Annotated in this window: 15 protein-coding genes; 8 read left to right on the top strand and 7 right to left on the bottom strand. The window is 76.2% G+C overall.

Annotated features, from left to right (window positions below; all coding sequences use genetic code 11):
* Nucleotides 1-770: class E sortase (locus EF903_RS08770; RefSeq protein WP_399420425.1), on the top strand; the 770-nt coding region annotated here is incomplete at its 5' end.
* Nucleotides 771-800: 30 nt separating this feature from the next.
* Here the strand turns inward: EF903_RS08770 and EF903_RS08775 are convergent.
* A complete protein-coding gene (locus EF903_RS08775; RefSeq protein WP_125542578.1) occupies nucleotides 801-2,525 on the bottom strand; it encodes an acyl-CoA dehydrogenase family protein in 1,725 nt (574 codons plus the stop codon).
* Between the two features lie 99 nt (nucleotides 2,526-2,624).
* A complete protein-coding gene (locus EF903_RS08780; protein ID WP_125542580.1) occupies nucleotides 2,625-3,191 on the bottom strand; it encodes a PadR family transcriptional regulator in 567 nt (188 codons plus the stop codon).
* A 152-nt stretch (nucleotides 3,192-3,343) separates the two neighbouring features.
* Between EF903_RS08780 and EF903_RS08785 the strand changes: the two genes are divergently transcribed.
* From EF903_RS08785 to EF903_RS33885, 5 genes are all read left to right on the top strand, one after another.
* Nucleotides 3,344-4,612 (top strand): hypothetical protein, encoded by a 1,269-nt coding sequence (locus tag EF903_RS08785; RefSeq protein ID WP_125542581.1) that lies wholly within the window; start codon nucleotides 3,344-3,346, stop codon nucleotides 4,610-4,612.
* A gap of 155 nt (nucleotides 4,613-4,767) precedes the next feature.
* On the top strand, nucleotides 4,768-5,274 hold the full coding sequence (locus EF903_RS08790; RefSeq protein WP_125542583.1) for a hypothetical protein: 507 nt from the start codon (nucleotides 4,768-4,770) through the stop codon (nucleotides 5,272-5,274).
* Entirely contained in the window at nucleotides 5,271-6,866 is a 1,596-nt protein-coding gene (locus EF903_RS08795; RefSeq protein ID WP_125542584.1) for a carboxylesterase/lipase family protein, read from the top strand. Before EF903_RS08790 ends, EF903_RS08795 begins: the two co-directional genes overlap by 4 nt.
* Nucleotides 6,867-7,091: 225 nt before the next feature.
* Nucleotides 7,092-8,315 (top strand): cytochrome P450, encoded by a 1,224-nt coding sequence (locus tag EF903_RS08800; protein ID WP_260614985.1) that lies wholly within the window; start codon nucleotides 7,092-7,094, stop codon nucleotides 8,313-8,315.
* Nucleotides 8,316-8,434: 119 nt separating this feature from the next.
* Nucleotides 8,435-8,590 carry a DUF6131 family protein gene (locus EF903_RS33885; RefSeq protein ID WP_174250394.1) on the top strand — a complete coding sequence of 52 codons (156 nt, stop codon included), beginning with the start codon at nucleotides 8,435-8,437 and terminating at the stop codon, nucleotides 8,588-8,590.
* A 172-nt stretch (nucleotides 8,591-8,762) separates the two neighbouring features.
* On the opposite strand, the gene EF903_RS08805 is transcribed toward EF903_RS33885, so the two are convergent.
* The 4 genes from EF903_RS08805 to EF903_RS08820 form a co-directional block, all read right to left on the bottom strand.
* Nucleotides 8,763-13,733: a DNA-binding protein gene (locus EF903_RS08805; protein ID WP_260614989.1), complete on the bottom strand. Its 4,971-nt coding sequence runs from the start codon at nucleotides 13,731-13,733 to the stop codon at nucleotides 8,763-8,765.
* Between the two features lie 335 nt (nucleotides 13,734-14,068).
* Entirely contained in the window at nucleotides 14,069-15,556 is a 1,488-nt protein-coding gene (locus EF903_RS08810; protein WP_125542587.1) for a hypothetical protein, read from the bottom strand.
* Nucleotides 15,557-15,746: 190 nt separating this feature from the next.
* The gene (locus EF903_RS08815) at nucleotides 15,747-16,712 is read right to left on the bottom strand and encodes a cyclopropane-fatty-acyl-phospholipid synthase family protein (protein ID WP_125542588.1); all 966 of its coding nucleotides are present in this window, start codon (nucleotides 16,710-16,712) and stop codon (nucleotides 15,747-15,749) included.
* 160 nt (nucleotides 16,713-16,872) lie between these two features.
* Nucleotides 16,873-17,406, bottom strand: a complete 534-nt coding sequence (locus tag EF903_RS08820) for a hypothetical protein (protein WP_260614999.1) — start codon at nucleotides 17,404-17,406, stop codon at nucleotides 16,873-16,875.
* 95 nt (nucleotides 17,407-17,501) lie between these two features.
* Here EF903_RS08820 and EF903_RS08825 point away from each other — a divergent pair, with 95 nt between their 5' ends.
* Entirely contained in the window at nucleotides 17,502-18,179 is a 678-nt protein-coding gene (locus EF903_RS08825) for a TetR/AcrR family transcriptional regulator (protein ID WP_125542590.1), read from the top strand.
* On the opposite strand, the gene EF903_RS08830 is transcribed toward EF903_RS08825, so the two are convergent.
* Nucleotides 18,166-18,840: a response regulator transcription factor gene (locus EF903_RS08830; protein ID WP_125542591.1), complete on the bottom strand. Its 675-nt coding sequence runs from the start codon at nucleotides 18,838-18,840 to the stop codon at nucleotides 18,166-18,168. The two genes, EF903_RS08825 and EF903_RS08830, sit on opposite strands and share 14 nt — an antisense overlap.
* Before the next feature lie 268 nt (nucleotides 18,841-19,108).
* Here EF903_RS08830 and EF903_RS08835 point away from each other — a divergent pair, with 268 nt between their 5' ends.
* On the top strand, nucleotides 19,109-19,594 hold the full coding sequence (locus tag EF903_RS08835) for a cation:proton antiporter regulatory subunit (RefSeq protein ID WP_260615003.1): 486 nt from the start codon (nucleotides 19,109-19,111) through the stop codon (nucleotides 19,592-19,594).
* Nucleotides 19,595-19,705: the final 111 nt, after the last annotated feature.

Here is a 19,705-nt window from a genome sequence, read left to right on the forward strand (position 1 = left end):
CCGTACGGCCCGGCGGACCCCCCTCGGACGAGCCCATGACCTTGATCTTCGTGCCCCGTGCGGCAGCCGCCCTGGTGGCCGGTGCCGCCACCGCGGTGCTCGCCGCCTGCAGCCCGGACGCGGCGGCCCGCCCGGCCGTGTCCCCGGCCGGGGCCGGTACCGCCGCCGCGGCGGCAGTGTCCGCCCCCGCCGCCTCCAAGACGGCAGCGCCGTCGCCGTCGCCGTCCGTGCCGGCCGCCGTACCGAGGCGGGCCTCCGTCCTGGACATCCCTTCCGCCGGGATATCCGGGCTGCGGGTGGTCCCGTACGAGGGCACCACCGACGACGCCGCGGGCACCCGCATCCAGGACCGCGGCGTGGCCGCCAGCCCGTACGGCGAACGCGGCGGTGTCGGGCCCGGCCAGGTGGGGAACTTCCTGGTGACCGCGCACCGGCTGTCCGCCGGCGGTCCGCTGCGCGACCTGCCCGCCGTGAAGCCCGGCGCCGAGGTGCACGTGACGCTGGACGGCGTCACGTACACGTACGAGATCACCGCGACGCGCAGCACGTCGTTCCGGTCCGAGCGCTCGCTCGCCGAGCAGCGCGCGGCGGTCCCGGGGGCGCCCGGCAGGGCGCCCGCCCAGGCCATGATCACCATTTCGACGTGTGCGACGCCGGAGGACGACGCCGCGGGCAACTTCTGGCGCGATCCCCTCGGCAACCCGGAACACCGCATCGACAAGGTCGGCGTGCTCCGCCGCGCCGCCCCGGCGGACGCGCCCGCCGGGTAGGCACGGGACGGGCGCGTCGGGGAGCGGCTGCTAGGGCGCCATCTCGTACGCGCCGGACAGTGCCTCGACGCGCTCCCAGACCCGGGCCGAGCGCTCCGCGTCGACGACCGGGCGCCGGACCGCGGCGAGCGCCCAGGCCTGCTGCGCCCCGGTCGCCGAGTCCTTGCCGTGGAGCTCGACGGCGTGGCCGGAGAAGTCGCGGACGAGGACGGAGAAGAGCTCGTCCAGGACGGACTCGTCCAGCCCGGTCAGGCGCGCCTGCTCCAGGATCAGCTGGGCGTGCACGACGAGCGCGAACAGCTGGCCCACGGAGAGCAGGAAGTCGAGGTCGCGGCCCTGCTGCTCGTCGGGGGCGATGGTGGCGACGAACTCGCAGAGGGCGTCGGCCTGTTCGCGGAACCGGGCGATGTTCGGCAGCTCGGCGTACGCGTCGAAGGCGGGCCGCCAGTCGTGGAAGCGGACGGATCCGAGGCCGCGGGCGGGGCCCTGCCGGAAGAGGAAGTCGTCGTCGGCCGCGTCGAGGCGGGTCGGCACGGCCGGGTAGCCGGCCGGCTCCAGCAGGTGGTTGCGCATGAACTTGAGGATCAGCGCGAGGTTGACGTGGACCGTGCCTTCCAGCTTCGGCAGGCTGCGGATCTCGACGGCCGCCTGCGCGAAGTAGTTGTCCTTCTCGAAGCCCTTGGCGGCGATGACGTCCCACATCAGGTCGATGACCTTCTCGCCCTCGGTGGTCACCTTCATCTTCGTCATCGGGTTGAAGAGGAGGTAGCGGCGGTCGTCGGGGCCGGCGGTGCGGAAGTAGTCGACGGCGCGGTCGCTGAACAGCTTCATCCCGACGAGGCGCACGTACGCGTCGGCCAGCTCGCGCCGCACGTGCGGGAACGCGGTGACGGGGCGGCCGTACAGGATGCGGTTGTGGGCGTGGGTGACGGCCTCGTACATCGCGTGCTCGCAGATGCCGATGGAGGCGGTGCAGAGGTTGAACTTGCCGACGTTGACGGTGTTGAGGGCGGCGTCGAAGGCGGCGCGGCCGGTGTGCAGGACGTCCTCGGCGGCGACCGGGTAGTCCTCCAGGCGGAACTCGCTGACGAACTTGGAGGAGTCGACGACGTTCTTGACCAGGTGGTAGGCGGGGTGGCGGCTGTCGGCGGCGAAGAAGACGTACGCGTCCGGGCCCTCCATGTCGGTGCGGCGGCCGAAGACGGAGACGAGCCCGGCGGCGTTGCCGTTGCCGATGTAGTACTTGGAGCCGGTGGCGCGGAAGCCGCCGCTGCCGTCGGGCTCCAGCAGCATGTCGGTGGAGTAGATGTCGGCGCCGTGCGTCTTCTCGGACAGGCCGAACGCGAACACCTCTCCCTGGGAGAGGAGTTCGGCGGCGCGGGCGCGGGCGGCGGTGTTGCCGCTCTGCCAGACCGGGCCGAGGCCGAGGATGGTGACCTGCCAGGCGTACCAGTAGTCGAGCCCGTAGAAGCCGAAGATCTCGTTCAGGGCGGCGATGCGGGCGGTGTCCCAGCGCTTGTCCGGCTCGTCCGCGCCGGCGGCCGCGGCCGGGGTGAGGAAGGTGGCGAAGAGGCCCTCCTTCGCGGCGAACGCGAGGAAGTCGGACAGCCAGGCGCGGTCGCGGTAGTCCTCGATCAGCCTGCGCTTGCCGCGGGCCTCGAACCAGTCCACCGTGGCGCGCAGCAGCCTGCGGGTCTCGGGGTCGAAGTGCGCCGGGTCGTAGGTGTTCGGGTTGAACAGCAGCGGGTCGGCCATGGAGGGTCACCTTCCGAGGGGTCGTGGGTCGAAGGCCGGAGGCCTGGGCGGTTTCGGTGCGGGGTCCGCGGACGCGGGCGGGCCGCGGGAGGGGCCGGCTCAGCCGGCGGGCGGGGCCTGGGCGAGCCGGTGGAGCGTGGTGAGGACGTCGTCGAGCCAGGCGATCGTCATCCGCTCGTACGCGATCCCGCCGCGCAGGACGACGTGCTGGAGTTCCTGCCCGGCGTCGAGCGGGGCCGGGGCGTCGGGACCGGTGAAGTCGCGCAGCTCGCCGGCGAGGTAGTGCGCGAGCCGGTCGCCGTGCACGGCGCGGTGGCGTTCGACCTCGCGGACCAGGGCGGCCGGGTCGTCGAACGCGGCGCCGCGGATCTTGACGGCGAGGTCGTGGCGCAGGGTCTCCGGCTCGATGGGCTCGTGCAGCCAGGCGGAGAGCAGGGCCCGGCCCGGCGCGGCCACCGAGTACTCCTTCTTGTCGGGCCGGCCCTGCTGGGACACCTCGCGCACGGCGAGCATGCCGTCGGCCTCCATGCGCTTGAGGACGCGGTAGATCTGCTGGTGCGTGGCCGTCCAGAAGTACCCGATGGACCGCTCGAACCGGCGGGCCAGCTCGTAGCCGGAGCCGGGCTTCTCCAGGAGCGAGACGAGGATCGCGTGTTCGAGCGCCATGCCGCCGATCTTTCTATGCAACGAGTTGCATAGGCAAGGTCCGCCCGGTGAGACGCGCCTCACGCACCGGCGCGGGCGTGCCGCGGGCCGTCGTGGTCCGGGGCGGGAAAAGGCGTTGCCGAGCCGCGTTCCGCCTGCGGATGATCAACGCGATGACGAACGCATTCGACGACGTGCGGCGCCTGACGGCCGCCGGCGACATCCCCGCAGCAGTCCGCGCCCTCCGGCCCCTCGCCGACGGCGAACCCCTCCCCGCGCTGGCCGAGCAGGTCCGCGCCCTGGCCGCGGCAGCCGGCTACGACGACCTGGCCGGCGCCGCCGCGGAGGCCGCCCGCCGGCCCGCCGGGCCCCGGCCCCTCTACGACTTCGGCCGCCTGTGCACCGAGCGGGGGATCGCCTTCCTCGCCGTCCCGGCGCTCCGGGAGGCCCTGCGCCTGGCCCCCGAAGCCCGCCCCGTGCTGTACACGCTGGCCACCGCGCTGGAGGCAGACGACCGGCACGCCGAGGCGGCGGAGGTCCTGCTGGGGCGCGAGAGCATGCTGGAGCCCTGGCCCGGCCGCTACCTGCTGGCCTTCAACACGCTGCTCGCCGGCGATGTGACCGCCGCCCTCGATCGCATCGCGCGCCTGCCGGAGCCCTCGGACACCGGGTGGGCGTGGGCCCACGACCGGCTGCGGCGGATGGCCGGCCGCGCCGAGGCCGTCGCCCGGGTCTCGCCGCTCGACGGCGGGGACCTGCGCGGCTGGCAGTTCGCCCTGACCGGCACCCTGCTGGGCACGCTCTCCCCGTACGGCTTCGGCGTCATGGCCGGCCGCTACGGCTACCTCGGCGACAGCCACGCCGGCTGCCGGCGCGGCCTCGACCGCCTCGCGGCCGCGCTCGGCGCCGCCGGCGTCCGGCCCGCCGCCGTGAGCGCACTGCCGGGCCGCTCCGACCGCATCCTCGCACTGGCCGCCGCGGACATCCTCGGCGTACCGCCGGAGCCGTACGCTCCCGGCCGCACCGACACCGTCGTGGTGGCGTACGACCTCGCCGCCCACGGCGAAGAGGTGCTCGGCGGACTGCGCGAGCGGGTTCCCGGCCAGGTGCTGTACGAGCACGCCGGCTCCTGGACCCAACCGGGCGCGGTCCCCGCGGACTTCACCGCACTGCAGCGCCAGTTCGGGACGGAGCCCTGGGGCACGCAGCTCGGCCCGGACGGCCGCGGGCCCGCCGACGACCGGCCCGAGGAGGACATAGCCCGGGACGTCGTCGCGGCCGACCCGTCCGACGACCCGTCGGCCTCCGCCGCGGAGGCCGACTCCCCCGACGACGGCGACCCGGCCTTCGCCCGCTTCACCAAGGCCGCAGCCTCCCTCTGGCTCACCGGACCCCGGCTCCCCGCGGGCTTCACGGGCCCGGTGCGGAGCGCCCGCTTCTGACCCGGCCGCTCCCCCGGCGCGGGGCGCGTACGGCTGCGGGTGCGGCGGGACGGGGGATGGGGGAAGCTTGCGGTGGCGCGGGATCGCCGTTCCGCCCGCGCCGGCGCCCTCGCGGCGCGGCACGGCGTGGAGCGGCCGGAGGCAAGGAGGGGCCCGTGGTCACAGCCGGAGTCCGCCGACACGCCGCAGCCGTCGCGGCCCGTGCCCGCAGGGCCGTGGTGGCCGGTGCGGCCGTGGCACTCGCCGCGGCCACCGCCTTCCCCGCGGCGGCGGCCGGACCCGCGGCCCCGCCGGCCCGCGCGCCGGTGCCGGCACCCACACCCCCGCCCGTCGTGGTCGTCGACTGCTTCGGGGAACCCCAGGTGCGGCCCGAGGAATACCTCCTCGCCTGCGGCGACGGCAACAACCGCCTCGTCGGCCTGCGCTGGACGGACTGGGGGACGAAGACCGCCGCCGCCACCGGAACCGACATGGTCAACGACTGCCGGCCCTACTGCGCCGCCGGCCGCTTCCGGCCGTACCCCGTGAAGGTCACGCTCAGCGCCCCGGAGCCCTGGCCGGACCGCCCCGGCACCACCCGCTTCACCCAGATCCGGCTGACGTTCCCCGAGGCCGCGCCGACGCCGATGCCCCGCGACGTGACCTACAAGCTGGTCTATTGAGGCCGGCCCGCTGCGCCGCCGCGCTGGCGGCGCTCGCGCTGCTCGGGCCCGCCCCCGCCGGGGACACGGCCGCGGGGCCCGTCGTCCGTACCGACACGGGCGCCGTGCGCGGCATCGCCGCGGGCGGGCTGCGGCTGTTCCGCGCGATCCCGTACGCCGCTCCCCCGCTCGGCGCGCACCGCTGGGCGGCGCCCCGCCCCGCGGCCCCCTGGCCGGGCGTCCGCGACGCCACCCGGCCGGGACCGCTGTGCCCGCAGGTGCCGAACCCGTACGCCCGGGTCTCCAGCGTCCAGGAGGACTGCCTGGTCCTGAACGTCACCGCCCCGGCCCGCGGGGCGCGGCGGCCGGTGCTGGTGTGGATCCACGGAGACGGCACGGTCGGCGGCGGGCGGTTCTTCGACGGCCGCCGCCTCGCGGAGCGCGGCGTGGTCGTCGTCACCGTCAACTACCGGCTCGGCGTCTTCGGCGGCTTCGCCCACCCGGGCCTGCCCGGTTCGGGGACGTTCGGGTTGCAGGACCAGCAGGAGGCGCTGCGGTGGGTGCGGCGCAACGCCGCCGTCTTCGGCGGCGACCCGGAGCGGGTGACGGTGGCCGGGTCGTCGTTCGGCGCCGCAGCGATCACCGGCCACCTGGCCTCGCCCGGCTCACGCGGCCTGTTCGGGCGGGCCGTCCTGTCCAGTGGCGAGGGCATGATGGACATGCCCGCCGCGGCCATGGGCGAGGGCGTGCCCGCATACCCGTGGTACACGTGGCGCACGGTACGGGAGGTGGAGGAGGCCGGCCGGCGGACGGCGGCCGCCCTGGGCTGCGGGCTCCCCGACGCGGCGCGGGCGCTGGAGTGCCTGCGGGCCGTGCCGGTGGGGCGGGTGCTGGGGGTGCCGTACGTCATGAACGCCTTCCAGGCGTTCGCGTACGGCGGCGAGGTGCTGCCGGAGCTTCCGCCGCGGGCGCTCGCCGCGGGCCGGTTCGCACGCGTCCCCGTCCTCTCGGGGGCGACCCGCGACGAGCACCGGCTGTTCGCGGGGCTGCTGTACGACGCGGCGGGGAAGCCGCTCACCGGGGAGCGGTACGCGGAGCTGCTGCGGACGGCGTTCGGGGCGGCGCGCGCCCCCGCCGTCCGCGCGGAGTACCCCGACGGCGGCTCCGTGCCGCCCGCGCACGCGTGGGCGGCGGCGGTGACGGACCGGATGTGGGCGCGGGGCACGTACGCCCAGCACCTGGCACTGGCCCGGCATGTGCGCACGTACGCCTACGAGTTCGCGGACCGGGACGCACCCTGGTACCTGCCGGCGGCCGGGCCGTTCGACTTCGGGGCCTACCACGCGGGCGACACGCCGTACCTGTTCGAGGAGGCGGAGGCCCGGCGGCGGTTCACGCCGGCCCAGGCGCGGCTCGCGGACGCGATGGCCGACTACTGGGCGGCGTTCGCGCGCGACGGCGTGCCGGCGGGGGGCGGACTCCCCCCGTGGCCGGCGTTCGAGGCGGGGGCGGCCGTGCCGTACACGCAGTCGCTGGCGCCGGGGCGCATCGGCCCGGTCGACTACGCGCGGGAGCACCGACTGGCGTTCTGGGAGCGGTTGGAGCGGCATTAGGGCGCCTTCTTTCGGATCATGCCTCGTCAGGATCCGAAAGAGACGGCTTGGCCGGGGTCCGTCCCTGTCCGGTGGATCGTGGGGCGCCGGGCGCGGGCGGAGGCGGTCTTCCCGGCGGAGGGGCGGGCCCGGCAGGATGCCCGCTGCGGCGGGACGGCCCGCGGCGGTCTGCCGCGGGTGCGGCCCGATCCGATCCGACGCGACCGACCAGATCCGGAGGCCCCTGTGGCATGGCACGACCAGGCGAGCCGGGACGAGCTGTACCGGGACCCGTATGAGCTGTACGCCCGCGCCCGCCGGGCCGAGGGCCTGACGTACGTGCCGGAGTTCGAGGCGTGGCTCGTCTCACGCGACCAGGACATACGGGAGGTGCTGCGGCGCGCCGACGACTTCTCCTCCGCCAACGCCCTGCTGCCCGACGCCACCCCGGCCGGGCCCGCTTCGGCCGTGCTCGCCGGCGGGTTCGAGCCTCGGCCGACGGTGGTCTCCTCGGACGGTGCGGCCCACCGCCGGTACCGGGCCCCGCTGCACCGGGGCCTGGCCGCCGGGCGGGTCGCGGCGCTGGCGCCGTACGCCCGGGAGTGCGCGCGGGGCCTCGTCGACGGGTTCGCCGCCGACGGGTCCGCCGAGCTGGTGGAGGCATACGCCCGCCGGCTGCCGGGGATGGTGGCGGGCCGGCTGATCGGGCTGGACCCGGCGGACGTGCCCGTGGCCGTGCGGGGCGGCTACCGGGCGGAGGAGCTGATGTTCCGGCCGCTGCCCCCGGAGGCGCAGGCGGCTGCCGCCCGTGACGTCGTCGCCCTCCAGCACCTGCTGGACCGCCGCATCCGCGAGCACCGGGCCGCCCCGCGCGAGGACCTGTGCTCGGACATGGTCGCCGCGCTCGCGCCGGGCCGCGGCGAGCTCACCGCCGACCAGCGCCACGAGCTGGTGGCGAACCTGCAGAACCTGCTGATCGCCGGCTTCCTCACGACCTCCGCCCTCATCGCCACGACCCTGCTCCACCTGCTCTCCCGGCAGCGGCAGTGGCGGATGCTGTGCGCGGACCCGGGCCTGATCCCCGCCGCGGTGGAGGAGGGAGCCCGTTTCGACACCGCCCTGCAGGCGTTCCGGCGGCGTACGACCCGACCGGTGGTCCTGGCCGGCACGCACCTGCCGGCGGGGGCCTGCGTCCTCGTGGCGTTCGGGTCGGGGAACCGCGACGAACGGCGCTACGCGCGCCCCGACGCGTTCGACATCCGGCGCCCCGAGAACCGGCCCCACCTCGCGTTCGGGCACGGCCCCCATGCCTGCCCCGGCGCGCGGCTGGCCCGCCTGCAACTGCGCATCACCCTGGAGGTGTTCACCCGGCTGCTGCCCGGGCTGCGGCTGGACGGGGACCGGCCCGCGCCGCGGATGCGGCCGACCCTGATCGACCGCTCGCCGGAGGCGCTGTACGCGGCGTGGTGAGCGGGGGCGGGGTCGGGCCGCGGGAGGGCTCCGGAAACTCGCGGGCCGCGGGACGCATGGCTCGCCGTACGGGGGTATACGCAGAGCGTCCCCCCAGGCAGAGGGTGCAGGAGGTTGTTGTGATAGCGCTCGGAGTGATTCTGCTGATCCTCGGCTTCGTGTTCGGGATCTCGATCCTGTGGACGATCGGCCTGATCCTGTTGGTCGTGGGCCTTGTGCTGTGGCTTCTCGGTGCGGCCGGACACGCGGTGGGTGGTCGCAAGCACTATTGGTGAGGGGCGCGGCCCGGCTCCTGTACAGAGCGCGCGGGCGGCGCGGCACGCCGGTTTCCACGGTGTCCGCGCCGCCCGGCGCGTGTCCGCAACCGGATACGGGCGGCCCCGGCCCCCATGGCCCCCGACCCCGGCCCCGGGCGGGCGTGCACCGCCCGCCCGGGGCCGGGGCCTGTCAGCGGCGACGGCCGCGCCGCCGCAGCTCCAGCTCCTCGAAGCGGGGCACGTCGCCGTCGGTGACCCGCTGCCAGGCCCGCCGGTACAGGTCGGCGGCCGGCTCGGTCGGGACGAGCACGCCGAGGAGCGGGACGCGGTCGGCGAGCAGCCCGTACATCGGCGCCTTCCACTGCTCCAGCGGTGTCCACGGCGCAGCGGGCTCGACCCAGCCGCCGGGCAGGAACAGGGTGCGCCCGGCCCGGGTCCGGCTCGCCGTCACGACCAGGTCCGTCGCGCCCAGTTCCGCCCGGGCGGCTTTCATCCGGGCCGGCTTCCAACCCGTCCAGCGCACCGTGTTCCGATCCGTCGGGTCGGGCATCGCCAGCAGCATCAGGTACAGCACCGCCGCGTCCGCACCCAGTCCGCACGCCTCCTGCACGGCGGCGACCAGCTCCGGAACCGAACGCCCCGGATCCTGCGGCCACCACACCCCCTCGGCGTCCGCACCGCCCGCCGCCGGCGCCCCCGGATCCGCCAGCAGCGCCGCGAACCGCGGATCGCGGGCGCACCGCAGCGCCACCTCCACCGGGAGGGGCTGCTGGGCGGTGCCGCGCAGCAGCGCCACGTACGGGTCGGAGCCGGTGGAGTCGAGCAGGGCGGGTCGCAGCGCGGGCATGAACCTGCTGTTGCCGGCGACGGTCACGAGGGCCCCGTACTCCTCGGTCTTCCCGTCGGTCCGGGTCGGGGCGCCGGCCGCCTTGCGGAGGTCGCGGAGGTCGACGCGCCGGCCCGGGTCGAGGAGGAGCCCGGGGGCCGCCAGCCGCTCCCGTACGGCGGTGAGCGCTGCGGGCAGCCGGCTTCGGGCGGGGTCGCCGGCGGGCAGCCGGTGGGCGAGCCACGCGGCCATGGCGACGGCGCCGAGCAGGACGCGCGCGGAGAAGGCGTCGGCGGCGGGCCCCTTGGGTACGGCCCGGTCGTGGCCGAGTTCCCACTCGGCGTCCCGGCTCAGTTCGGGCGCGTTCTGCGGGTCGAGGACGGCGGGCAGGGCGCGCACGGCGGGCCACCAGGTGCGGACTTCCTGTGCCGCCTCGGCGGTGAGCCGGTCCGGTATGCGGGTGCGGCGGCCGACGCGGCGGTTCCAGACCTCCGCGGCTGCGGCCGCGTCCGGGCCGTCGGTCCACAGGCGCGCCGGGTCGGCGGGCAGCAGCGCCGCCACCAGGGCGCGCCGCGTGTCCGCGGGCAGGCAGCGGAGGTCGTCCCGGGCGGCGTCGGCGTCGGCTGCCCGCACGTCGAGCAGGGTGCGCTGCGCGGCGGTCAGGAAGCCGCGCTCGTCGCTGTCGACGGCGGGGAGGCCGGCGACCACGAGCCGGGCGAGGGTGTCGCCGGTGCCGGTGAGCCGGGCGAACGCGTCGGCCGCGGCCGGCATCCAGGGGACCGGCCCGCGGGCGGCGGCGCTGTCGAGGAACCGGCCGAGCCATCCGGTCTCCCGCTCCGGGTCGCCGAGCGGGGCGGCGGCGCGGACGGTGTAGGCGTCGGGCAGCTCGAAGCGGCCTTCGGGGTCGTACTGGAGGCCCTCGATGCGATGGCCGCCCGGTTCAGCCCTGCAGGCGCCGGTGGTGGCGAGGAAGGCCCCTCCGCCCAGCGGCAGCAGGCCTCGGTGGTGGGGCTCGGATTCGGTGCCGTCGGGCCGGCGCAGGGCACGCGCGTCGAGGTGGAGGACGGCGCTGCGCCAGCGCCCCGCGGAAGCGGAGTCCAGCCCGAGCCGGTCCCAGGCGCGCAGCAGCGCGAGCAGGGCTTCCCGCTCCTCGGCGTCGGTGGCCGCGGCGGCCCGGTAGGCGACGGCGGCCGGCTGTCCCAGCAGCGGGATCCAGACGGCGGTGCACCACGGCAGGGTGGGCACGTCGCCGTGGAGGCGGCCGGGTACGGCCGTGGCGGCGGTGTCGGCGGCGGCCGCAGCGAAGGCGGACAGCGTGGCGGACACTCCGTGGGCGCCGCGGCCCACCCAGTCGCGGTGCACGTTGCCGCTGATCCCCCGCAGGGCGAGCCCGAGGATCCGGTCGTCGGGACCGTCCGGTTCCTGCGGCTCGGCTTCGTCGCTCCGGCCGGCGGCGAGGCCATCGTCCAGCAGCGTCTGCTGGTCGAGGGTGAACGCGAGGGTGTCGGCGACGCCGCGGGCGAGCACGGGGTCGGTGATCTGCGGCAGTGCGTCCCGTACGACGGGCAGCAGGGCCTCGGCGGTGGCGGTGCCGGCCGGCGTCGCGGCGGCCGCGGCGGTTCCGGCGGCGATGAGGGCGGCGGCGGCCCGGCTGTCGACGGCGCGCAGCGCGAGGGAGCCCTGCGGGTCGCGGGGGCGCAGGCAGTGCCAGTGGTCGGCGGGCGGCATCGGCGGCCCTCCGGCGGGAGCGGTGCCGGGCCGGCTTCCGCTGCGGGTCTCGGCGGTGACGGTGCCGTCCGGGTCGGTGATGCGGAATTCGCTCCACGTCTGCGACAGGGCCCGGGGCCGGTCGTCGCCGGGGAGGACGGCGGCGCCGAACGGTATCCCGGCACCGTGCGGCACGGTGACGGTGCGTCCGGCGGTGTCGGCGCCCCACCAGCCGCCGTCGGGCAGCTCGGCCACCCGCCAGCCGAGCAGGCCGCCGACGGGCGCGGAGAGCACGGATCCCTCGGCTTCGGCGGCGGGCCGCAGCCGGCAGTCCTGCTCGCGCAGGACGGCGCCGGCCGGCAGTCCGGCGGCGGCCAGGAAGTCGGGACGGGAGCGCGGGCCGAGGCGGTCCGCGGCCGGATCGTACGAGGCCCACCCGGCGGGCTGCCCGTCCGCGGTGGCCTCGTCCCAGGCCCAGTACGCCTGCCGGTCACCGATCAGGGGTCGCTCCGGGGGCAACCGGGTGTCGCCGCGGTGCAGGACGCCCGCCCCGGTGGCGCGGCCGCCGCCGGGCAGCGGCAGCCCGGCGTGTTCCGGACCGAGCCGCCAGGCCGACCGGCCGCCGGTGTCCAGGGTGAAGACGTCCGCGGGCGCGCTGTGCCAGTAGGCCTGCGCGTCTCCGGGCCGGTTCCAGTACCGCCAGCACACCAGCAGTTCACCGTCGACGTAGTGCAGGCCGAGCGTCCGGTGGCCGGTGCCGTCGGGGATGCGCAAGTCGTGGACGAGGACGGTTCCCCCGGCGGCGATCACCCGGGCCTGCCGCTGGTTCGCCACGACCAGGTGCGGCCAGGCGGTGGAGACGCTCACGTCGCCGCGGTCGCCGTGCGGGGCGAGCGCGGCGAGGGCTTCTTCCCAGGCGGGCCAGGTGAGTTCCTCGAAGAGGCCGCCGCGCAGGGTGCCGGCCAGGAGGGCGGCGAGGTCGGTGGCGGCCGCCTCCGCCACTTCCCCGGGGGCGAGGGCGAGGATGGCGGCGGGCAGCCGTGCGAGGCGGCTCACCGCGGCCGGGAGCTGCGGCAGGCCGGTGTCGGCGCAGGCGCGGGCCAGGCCGCGCACCCAGTCGGCGAGGAGGGTGCGGCCGCCGGGGGCGGCGGCCAGCCGGCGCAGGACGGTTCTGGCGGCGTCGGTGTCGGGCAGGGCGTCCGCGGCGCGCGCGAAGGCCGGCCGGAACCTCTCGTCGGCTGCGAGGCCGACGAGGTCGCGGCGATGCTCGCCGCCGGCCCAGTCCTCCAGGGCGAGGGCGTCGCCCGCACCGGGGGCGGCGACGGGGACGCCGAGGCCGAGCAGCAGGTCGAGCAGGTCCATGTCCGCACCGCCGATCCGGAGCCCTTCGCCGCGGTCGGCGAGCTCGGCGCGCAGCCGGCCGGCGCAGCGCTCGGCCAGGTCCAGCAGCGGGGGCAGGCCGCAGCGGGGGCCCCAGCCGCTGCGCCGGGCGGCGCAGAGGCGCTCCAGCCAGCCGGCGGTGCCGTCGGGGCTGCGCTCCTCCTCGGCCGCGGTGTCCAGGACGAGACCGTCCGTGGCGCCGGCCTCCTTGAGGAGTTCCAGCCAGAACTCGACGGTGTCTGCGCCGTCCGGATCGTCGGGCGGGGTCAGCGCGAGCAGGGTGCCGCGTGTGGCGGGGTCGCGCCGGGCGAGGTGGGCCAGGGCGGTGCGGTGGGCCCGCCACCAGGCGGCGGTCGCGTGCCGGGTGGCGGGCAGCCGCAGGAGTTCGGCGACGTGCTCGCGCTCGGCCGCGGCGGGGTCGAGTCCGGCGGCGCGCGCCAGCCGGCGCAGGGCGGTCGCGGCCTGCGTGGCGGGCGCGGTGCCGCCCGCGGTGCGGCGCACGCACAGCCGGCGGAACCGCTCGTACGCCTGGTCCGCCGGCAGTCGCTGCTCCAGGTCCTTGGCGTATCCGGTGAGTGCCCGCACGGGCAGCGCCCCGGCGAGGGCGAACTCCAGGAAGACGGCGTCCGCCCGGTCCTGGTCGACACCGAGGCCGTGCACGGCCTCGCTCTTCCGCGCCTGCGCGAACAGCTGCCCGGCCATGGCGGGCTGGTCCGCGGCGAGAAGGCCCCGCGCGGCCTCCTCCAGCACGTGCGGCAGCAGAACCGGCACGGACGCGGCGAGCCGCTCGGCAAGCCGCCGGCTCGCCTGCAGGGCGGCCTTGGGCCGGCTCTTGGCCTGCCGCGCCAGGAACTCCAACTCGGGTATCAGGGCCAGAGCCTGGTTCCCGTACTCCGGGTGGTGCACCAGAACCCGGTCGGGGAAGCGCAGCGGGGTCTCCCGACCCGCGCCGACGACGGCGGGCGCACCGTCGGGCACGAGCCCGAGAAAGGCGGCGGCCCGGTCCTCGCAGTCCCCCCGCCCGACGGGCGCCAGCCGCACCACGACCCGCCCGTCGGGCAGCCCGCCGTGCCGGTACCGCCGCGCGGCGAACTCCACCGCACCATCCGCCCCGACCGCTCCGACGGGCATGACACCCCCGGCGTCGAGTACCCGAGCGACCCGCGCCGCCTCGTCCGCGGAACCTCCGGGACCGCGCAGGGGCACAGCGTTGTTCGAGTTGGTGTTCGTCGCCCTCGTGGCGGTCATTGTGCGTCCTCGCCCTGTTCCGTGTGCCACCGCCCTCCCCGGCGTGCCGGCGTATGCCGTCCGGCCTGCGGTGTCAGCGGGACCCTAACGGCCGCCGCCGACAACGACTCCGCCGACCCCGAGGCTCCGCCCGCCGCCCCTGCCCCGACGGGCCGCGCACCCGCCGAGAACCGGCGATCCGACGGGCGTGGGCCGGCCCCCCGCGCCGAGCAGGGCCTGTTGATGCCGGTGGGGCGAAAGGGGCTGCCGGAGCGGGAGAGAAGGCTCTCCGACACGCCCGGCAGCGCATGGTCCCTCCGGGACGCCCCGGGAACACACCGACCCCGAGTCGTCGGCTACCCCGCTCGCCCCCGGGGCACCACACGAGCCGCGTACCCCCCGGGGAGGTCGAAGACGGGCCAGGCCGAGGCGTAGTGCGGCGGCCGAGCACCCCCGGACGTGATCACGGCGACCGGGATCCGCCGCCCGAGCGAAGCGAGCCCGTCGGCGGTGGTGCTGCCGTCGTGGCCGCCGACCTGGCGGGACGCGCAGCCCGTGTAGTAGGCGAGGGGGATGGCTTCGTCCCCGCTCAGCACGCAGGGACGACGGACGTCGATCCGGTGCAGGGCCGCGGCCACGGCCGCGAGTTCGCGGTGCCGGTCGCGGCTGCGCTCGCTGACGCGGAGGAGCACCGCGGCCTGCACGGCGACATGCAGCAGGAGCACGCCGGCCAGCGCCCCGTACGCCGCCCTGCGCCGGCCGGCGGTGCCCGCCCGGGCACGTGCCACGGCGAAGGCCGCCGCCACGCACTCGGCGGCCGGCACGGCCAGCAGGGCGTAGGCGGGCAGCAGGAAGCGCGGGGCGGCGTAGTCCACGGTGAACAGGTAGGGCAGTGCCAGGCACGCCCCGACGGCGGCGGCCACGGCGGCCGGCCGGCCGCGGCCGGCCCGGCGGGCCGCGACCGTGCCGACGCCGACGAGCAGCGGCAGTACGAGCCACCAGGCGGCCGTCCAGGGATGGGCCCAGGCCGCGTCGCAGGGCCGGCACAGGGTCACCCCGACGAGGCTGCGCACATGGTCGTCGACGGCGAAGTGGGCGCCGATGCCGCCCTGGATCTCGCTCGCGCGGGCGAGGCGGGCGGCGAGTCCCCCGTACGCGGTGTACGCCTCCGCCACCCACGGCACGGCCCCCGCCAGCACACCGACGGGCGGCGCGGCCCACAGCAGGGGCCGCCGCAGACCGCCCGTCAGCAGGGCGGCGCCGGTGAGCGGGAGCGCGAGCCACACCCCGTCCACGGGCCGCATGACCGTCACGAGGGCGACGGCCGCGCCCGCGCCCGCCGCGGCGGCGCGGCCGCTCCCGCCGGGGCGCTCCGCCCGGAGCAGCCGGCCTGCCGCGGCGAGGGCGCCCAGCGCGCACCACAGGTTGGGCATGGCGCGCGGACCGTAGTAGAGGCTGACCCACAGCCCGGCGAAGAGCAGGCCGGCGCAGCCGAGCACGGGCGGCGGAAGCAGGCGCCGCCACGTGCGCAGGACGAGGTACAGCGCGCCGGAGGAGAGCAGGGCGAGCCAGACGCGCAGCGCGGTGGTCGAGGTGGTGAGCGCGGCGACGGGCGCGACAAGGTACGAGATCCCGCGCGCCCGGGGCGCCGAGAAGTACGCGGCGGGCGTCTCGGGCTGCACCTGGCTCACGTAGACGATCTCGTCCCAGCCGAGGGAGGAGCCCGGTACGACGACGGCCAGTTGGACGAGGGCGAACACGGCTGCGGGCCCCACCGTCCAGAGCGGTGCGGACGGCCCCTGGACGGGCGGGGCGGTCGGCGGGGCCAGGGGGAGTGCGCCCATGCCCGGTCCTTTCTCCGATGGGGCGGCCGCCGACGGCGAAGCCGGGAACGTCCGAACAGCTGCCGACGGCCGGCCCCGTACCGGGGGCGGGCGAACGACAACGCCGCCCCGCTCAAACGACCCGATCAGTCGCGCCACTCAGTCGCGGCACTCAGTCGACCCACTCAGTCGACCCACTCAGCCAACCCACTCAGTCGACCCGCTCCAGCGCCATCCGCAGCACCGTGCACCGGTGCTCGCGCATGAAACGCAGCGTCGCCCGCTGCTCCCTGATGAGGTCGTCCACGGCCTGGCGGCCGATCAGCCGTGCGCCTTGCTCGCGGTGGGCGATGCAGCGCTCCATCCAGCACTGGAGGGTGTTGGCCCCGTCGTCCGGGTCGTCACGCAGCTCGGCGACGGTGAACAGGCCGCGGGCGGCTTCGACCAGTTCGGAGCGGGTGGGCACGAAGCATTCGGGGAAGACCCGGCGGGAGGAGTGCAGGCCTTCCCGGAGGTTGCGTACGGCGTCCCGGACGTCACGCGGTCGGAAACCCTGCCGGGGCCCGCCGTCCGGGTCGAGCATGCGGGCCGGGAGGACCATGGAGGCCAGCCAGCCGCGCGCGTTCCACGCGTTCGACTGGACGGCGAGCCGTCCTCCGGGGCGCAGCCAGGCGTGGCAGCGTTCGAAGAACATCCGGTAGCGGGCGATGCGCTGGGAGCGGCGGATCGTGCTGCCGGCGAAGTGCTCCATCACCTCGATCGCGAACACGGCGTCGTACAGGGCGTCGGGCAGGTGGTCGATCCAGTTCTCCAGGCGCACCTCGCAGCCGGGCCATTCCCTGCTGCGCACGTACTCGACCTGCGAGGTGCTGACGTTGAGGCCCACGACGTGGCGGACGCCGTGGACCTCGGTGAGGCGGTGCATCATGCTGCCCCAGCCGCAGCCGACGTCGAGGACGCGGGAGGCGCCTTCGGCGCGGGCGGCGCGGGCGTGCAGGTCGAGTTTGCGGACCTGTGCCGTCTCCAGGGTGTCGCCGTCCTCCCAACGGGCGAGGGAGTAGACGAGGTCGGGGCCGAGGGCGAGCCGGTAGAAGTCCCCGAGGAAGTCGTAGTGGTGCCGGATCGCCTCGTCTGAGCTGCCCTTGTAGCCGATTGCGGAGTGCTTGGCTCGGTTCAACGCTCACCGTCCGGGGAGGAGTGCGGGGGACCGCATTCCTTCCGGGGCCCGACTCCGGATAAACGGGGGGGTCGCCCACCCGAGGGCGCCCGGCGGGTCGAGCCGGAACAGCCGGAAGGGCAGACCAGCCGGTCACAGGCACGACCGGATCCGGCGGGTGTCAGGCGGCCGCCGCGGCGTCCTGCAGGATCCGGTGGCCCTCGCGCAGCAGCCCGGGTACGAGTTTGTGGTGCAGCGGTGTCAAGCGGGCCCACACGCGCGCGCCGGACGGCTTGCGGTAGCGGATGAAGGTGGAGAGCGAGGCCTGCCCGGCGTCCACGCGGAGCACGAGCTGGCCCGTGAGCATGCGGGAGTGTGCCTCCAGGCGGATCCAGTCGTCGCCGCGGCCGTCGATCTCCCATCCGGCGACGCACCCGGGGGTGGGCCGCCCTTGCAGGCGCAGGCCGAGTACTCCGCGCCAGACGAACTGGCCCTGCCAGCCGGCGGCGTCCTCGAGTACGGCGCACGCCCACTGCTCCGGGGACCGGGCGGCGGGGCCGGCGGCGGCGTCCGTCAGAGTGAGGGTGAAGAGGTCGGCGTAGTCGGGTTCGGCGAGTGTGCTGAGGCGGCGTACCGCGTCGGGGAGGACGAGGTGTTGCCGGACCGGCGGTGTCGCGCCGGCGGCTTCGCGTCCTGTTTCCGAATCGACCGTCACTGGCCTTCTCCCTTCGGGCGGTTTTCCGTTCCGGAATCCCGATCGGCAACGTAACATACGTACATGACTGTATGTAAGAAGGAGGGGTCCGCCCCATGAGCCCCGAGGCCGGCCCCGGAAGCGGGCGGGCTGGGGACGGCCGGCCCCGGACGGGCCGCCGCACCCAGGCCGACCGGCGCGCCCGTACCCGCAGCGCCCTGCTGGAGGCCGCCGCGCGGGGCCTGTCCCGGCACGGGTACGCCAACCTGGTGCTGGAGCGGGTGGCCGCGGAGGCCGGGTACACGCGGGGCGCGCTGTACCACCAGTTCGCGGGCAAGGAGGAGCTCGCGCTCGCGGTGGTGCGGTGGGTGGACGAGACGTGGGCGGCGGAGGTCGGCGACCCGGCGGCCGCCGAGGCCGATCCGGTGGCGGCACTGATGCGGATGGCGCGCGGCCACGCCGTCTACTGCCGGCGCGACGTGGCCGGGGTCGTCAGGGTGCTGGCGATCGAGTTCGCCGGGCGGGACCACCCGGTGGCGCGGGAACTGGGCCGGATCCTGGGCAAGCTCACGGGCGACGTGGAGCGGCGCATCGAGGAGGGGCGGCGCAGCGGCGCGATCCCGCCCGGACCGCCCGCGGCGGACACCGCGCGGGCCTGCCTCGGCGCGTTGGAGGGGCTCGTGAGCCACGACGGGATCGTCCCGCCGCACGACGTCGAGCTGGCCGAGCGCGCCGTGCGCGGTGTGCTGGGCCTGCCGCCCGCCGAACCACGCGCATCGGTCACGGCTCGATGAGGCCGGCCCGGATGGCGTAGCGGGTCAGTTCGAGGCGGTCGCGCAGGCCGAGCTTCTGCAGGAGGTTCGCACGGTGGCGTTCGACCGTCTTGGGGCTGATGACGAGGATCTCTCCGATCTCCTTCGACGTGTGGCCCTCCGCGACCAGCTTGAGGATCTCCTCCTCCCGCTCGGTGATCGGCCGGTCGGGCGGCGTCCGGCCCTCCCGGAACCGGTCGAGCCAGGTGCGGATCAGTGCGGTCTCGGCGCCGGGGTAGATGAACGGCTCGTCCCGCAGGGCGGCGCGGCAGGCCTGTACGAGGTCCCGGTCGGCGACGGACTTCAGGACGTACCCGCAGGCGCCCGCCCGCAGCGCTTCGAAGAAGTACTGCTCGCTGTCGTACATGGTCAGCATCAGGATGCGCAGTCCGGGGCGCATCCGGGCGAGTTCCCGCGCCGCCTGGAGGCCGGTCCGGCGGGGCATCGCGATGTCGAGGACGGCGAGGTCGAGCTCCGGATCGCGCCGGGCGAGCGCGACGGCCTCCGCCCCGTCGCCGGCCTCGGCGACGACCTGGAGGTCGGGTTCGGCGTCGAGGATGAGGCGAACGCCGCTGCGTACGAGCGCGTGGTCGTCGGCGAGCAGGATCCGTGCGGCCGTCGCCGCCGCGCCCGGCCCGGCCATCAGGCGGCACCCCCGGTACGGGCGCCGGGGCACGGCACCACGATCGCGCGCCCCGAGGCGCTCACCTGCGGAATCCGACGTCGGCAGGGCACCATGCTCTCGCCTTCCGGACGGCCTGACCTGCTGTGCAGCCTACTCCCCCGCGGGCTGTCCCATGATGCGGCGCCGGTGTCCATCCGTACCGCCACCCATGCCGCGGCCCCGTCGGAGATGGCACGATGGGCACCGCGCCGGCGCCCGGCATGGGACAACACGAGGGGGACGGGCCGTGCCTGCTCAGCGGACGAGTACGACGCGACTGCCCGGGATCGGCGTCCAGCACGACCTGACGACCGAGGAGCAGCAGCACGTGTCGGTGGTGGCCCACCGCGACGGCACCCGCACGCTGAGCCTGTACCGGGGCGACGACCCGGACGACTGCGCCGCCTCACTGCACCTGACGGCGGCCGAGGCCGCCGCCCTCGTCGACGCGCTGATGCCCTGCCACCACAGCCCCGACCTGCTGCACACCAGCGATCTGGGCCTGGTCGCGGAACGCATCCGGCTGGCGGGCCACTCGTACTGGAACGGCCGCCTGCTCGGCGACACCCGCATGCGGACGAAGACGGGCGTCTCGGTGGTGGCCGTCCTCCGCCGCGCCGCGGCCCGCCCGTCCCCGACCCCGGCGTTCCGCCTGGCCGGCGGTGACACCCTGATCGTGATCGGCACCCGGGAAGGCGTCGAAGCCGCAGCCGAACTCCTGGACCGCAGGTAGGTGCGCAGGCAGGCGGCCAACCGGCTGACGATGACGGGGGCGGGCGTTGCGGCCCGGATCGCGGCGCAGGAGCCGGAGCCCCTGGCAGCCGGTCGGCCGTGCCGTGTTGCG

Origin of the sequence: Streptomyces sp. WAC05292 (assembly GCF_003949955.1) — a bacterium.
Lineage (GTDB): Bacteria > Actinomycetota > Actinomycetes > Streptomycetales > Streptomycetaceae > Streptomyces > Streptomyces globosus.

Bases quoted from the DNA above. Each gene is read 5' to 3' on its own strand.
- EF903_RS08780 (WP_125542580.1), bottom strand. From the start codon at position 3,191: ATGGCGCTCGAACACGCGATCCTCGTCTCGCTCCTGGAGAAGCCCGGC.
- EF903_RS08785 (WP_125542581.1), top strand. From the start codon at position 3,344: ATGACGAACGCATTCGACGACGTGCGGCGCCTGACGGCCGCCGGCGAC.
- EF903_RS08825 (WP_125542590.1), top strand. From the start codon at position 17,502: ATGAGCCCCGAGGCCGGCCCCGGAAGCGGGCGGGCTGGGGACGGCCGG.
- EF903_RS08775 (WP_125542578.1), bottom strand. From the start codon at position 2,525: ATGGCCGACCCGCTGCTGTTCAACCCGAACACCTACGACCCGGCGCAC.
- EF903_RS08810 (WP_125542587.1), bottom strand. From the start codon at position 15,556: ATGGGCGCACTCCCCCTGGCCCCGCCGACCGCCCCGCCCGTCCAGGGG.
- EF903_RS08830 (WP_125542591.1), bottom strand. From the start codon at position 18,840: ATGGCCGGGCCGGGCGCGGCGGCGACGGCCGCACGGATCCTGCTCGCC.
- EF903_RS08805 (WP_260614989.1), bottom strand. From the start codon at position 13,733: ATGACCGCCACGAGGGCGACGAACACCAACTCGAACAACGCTGTGCCC.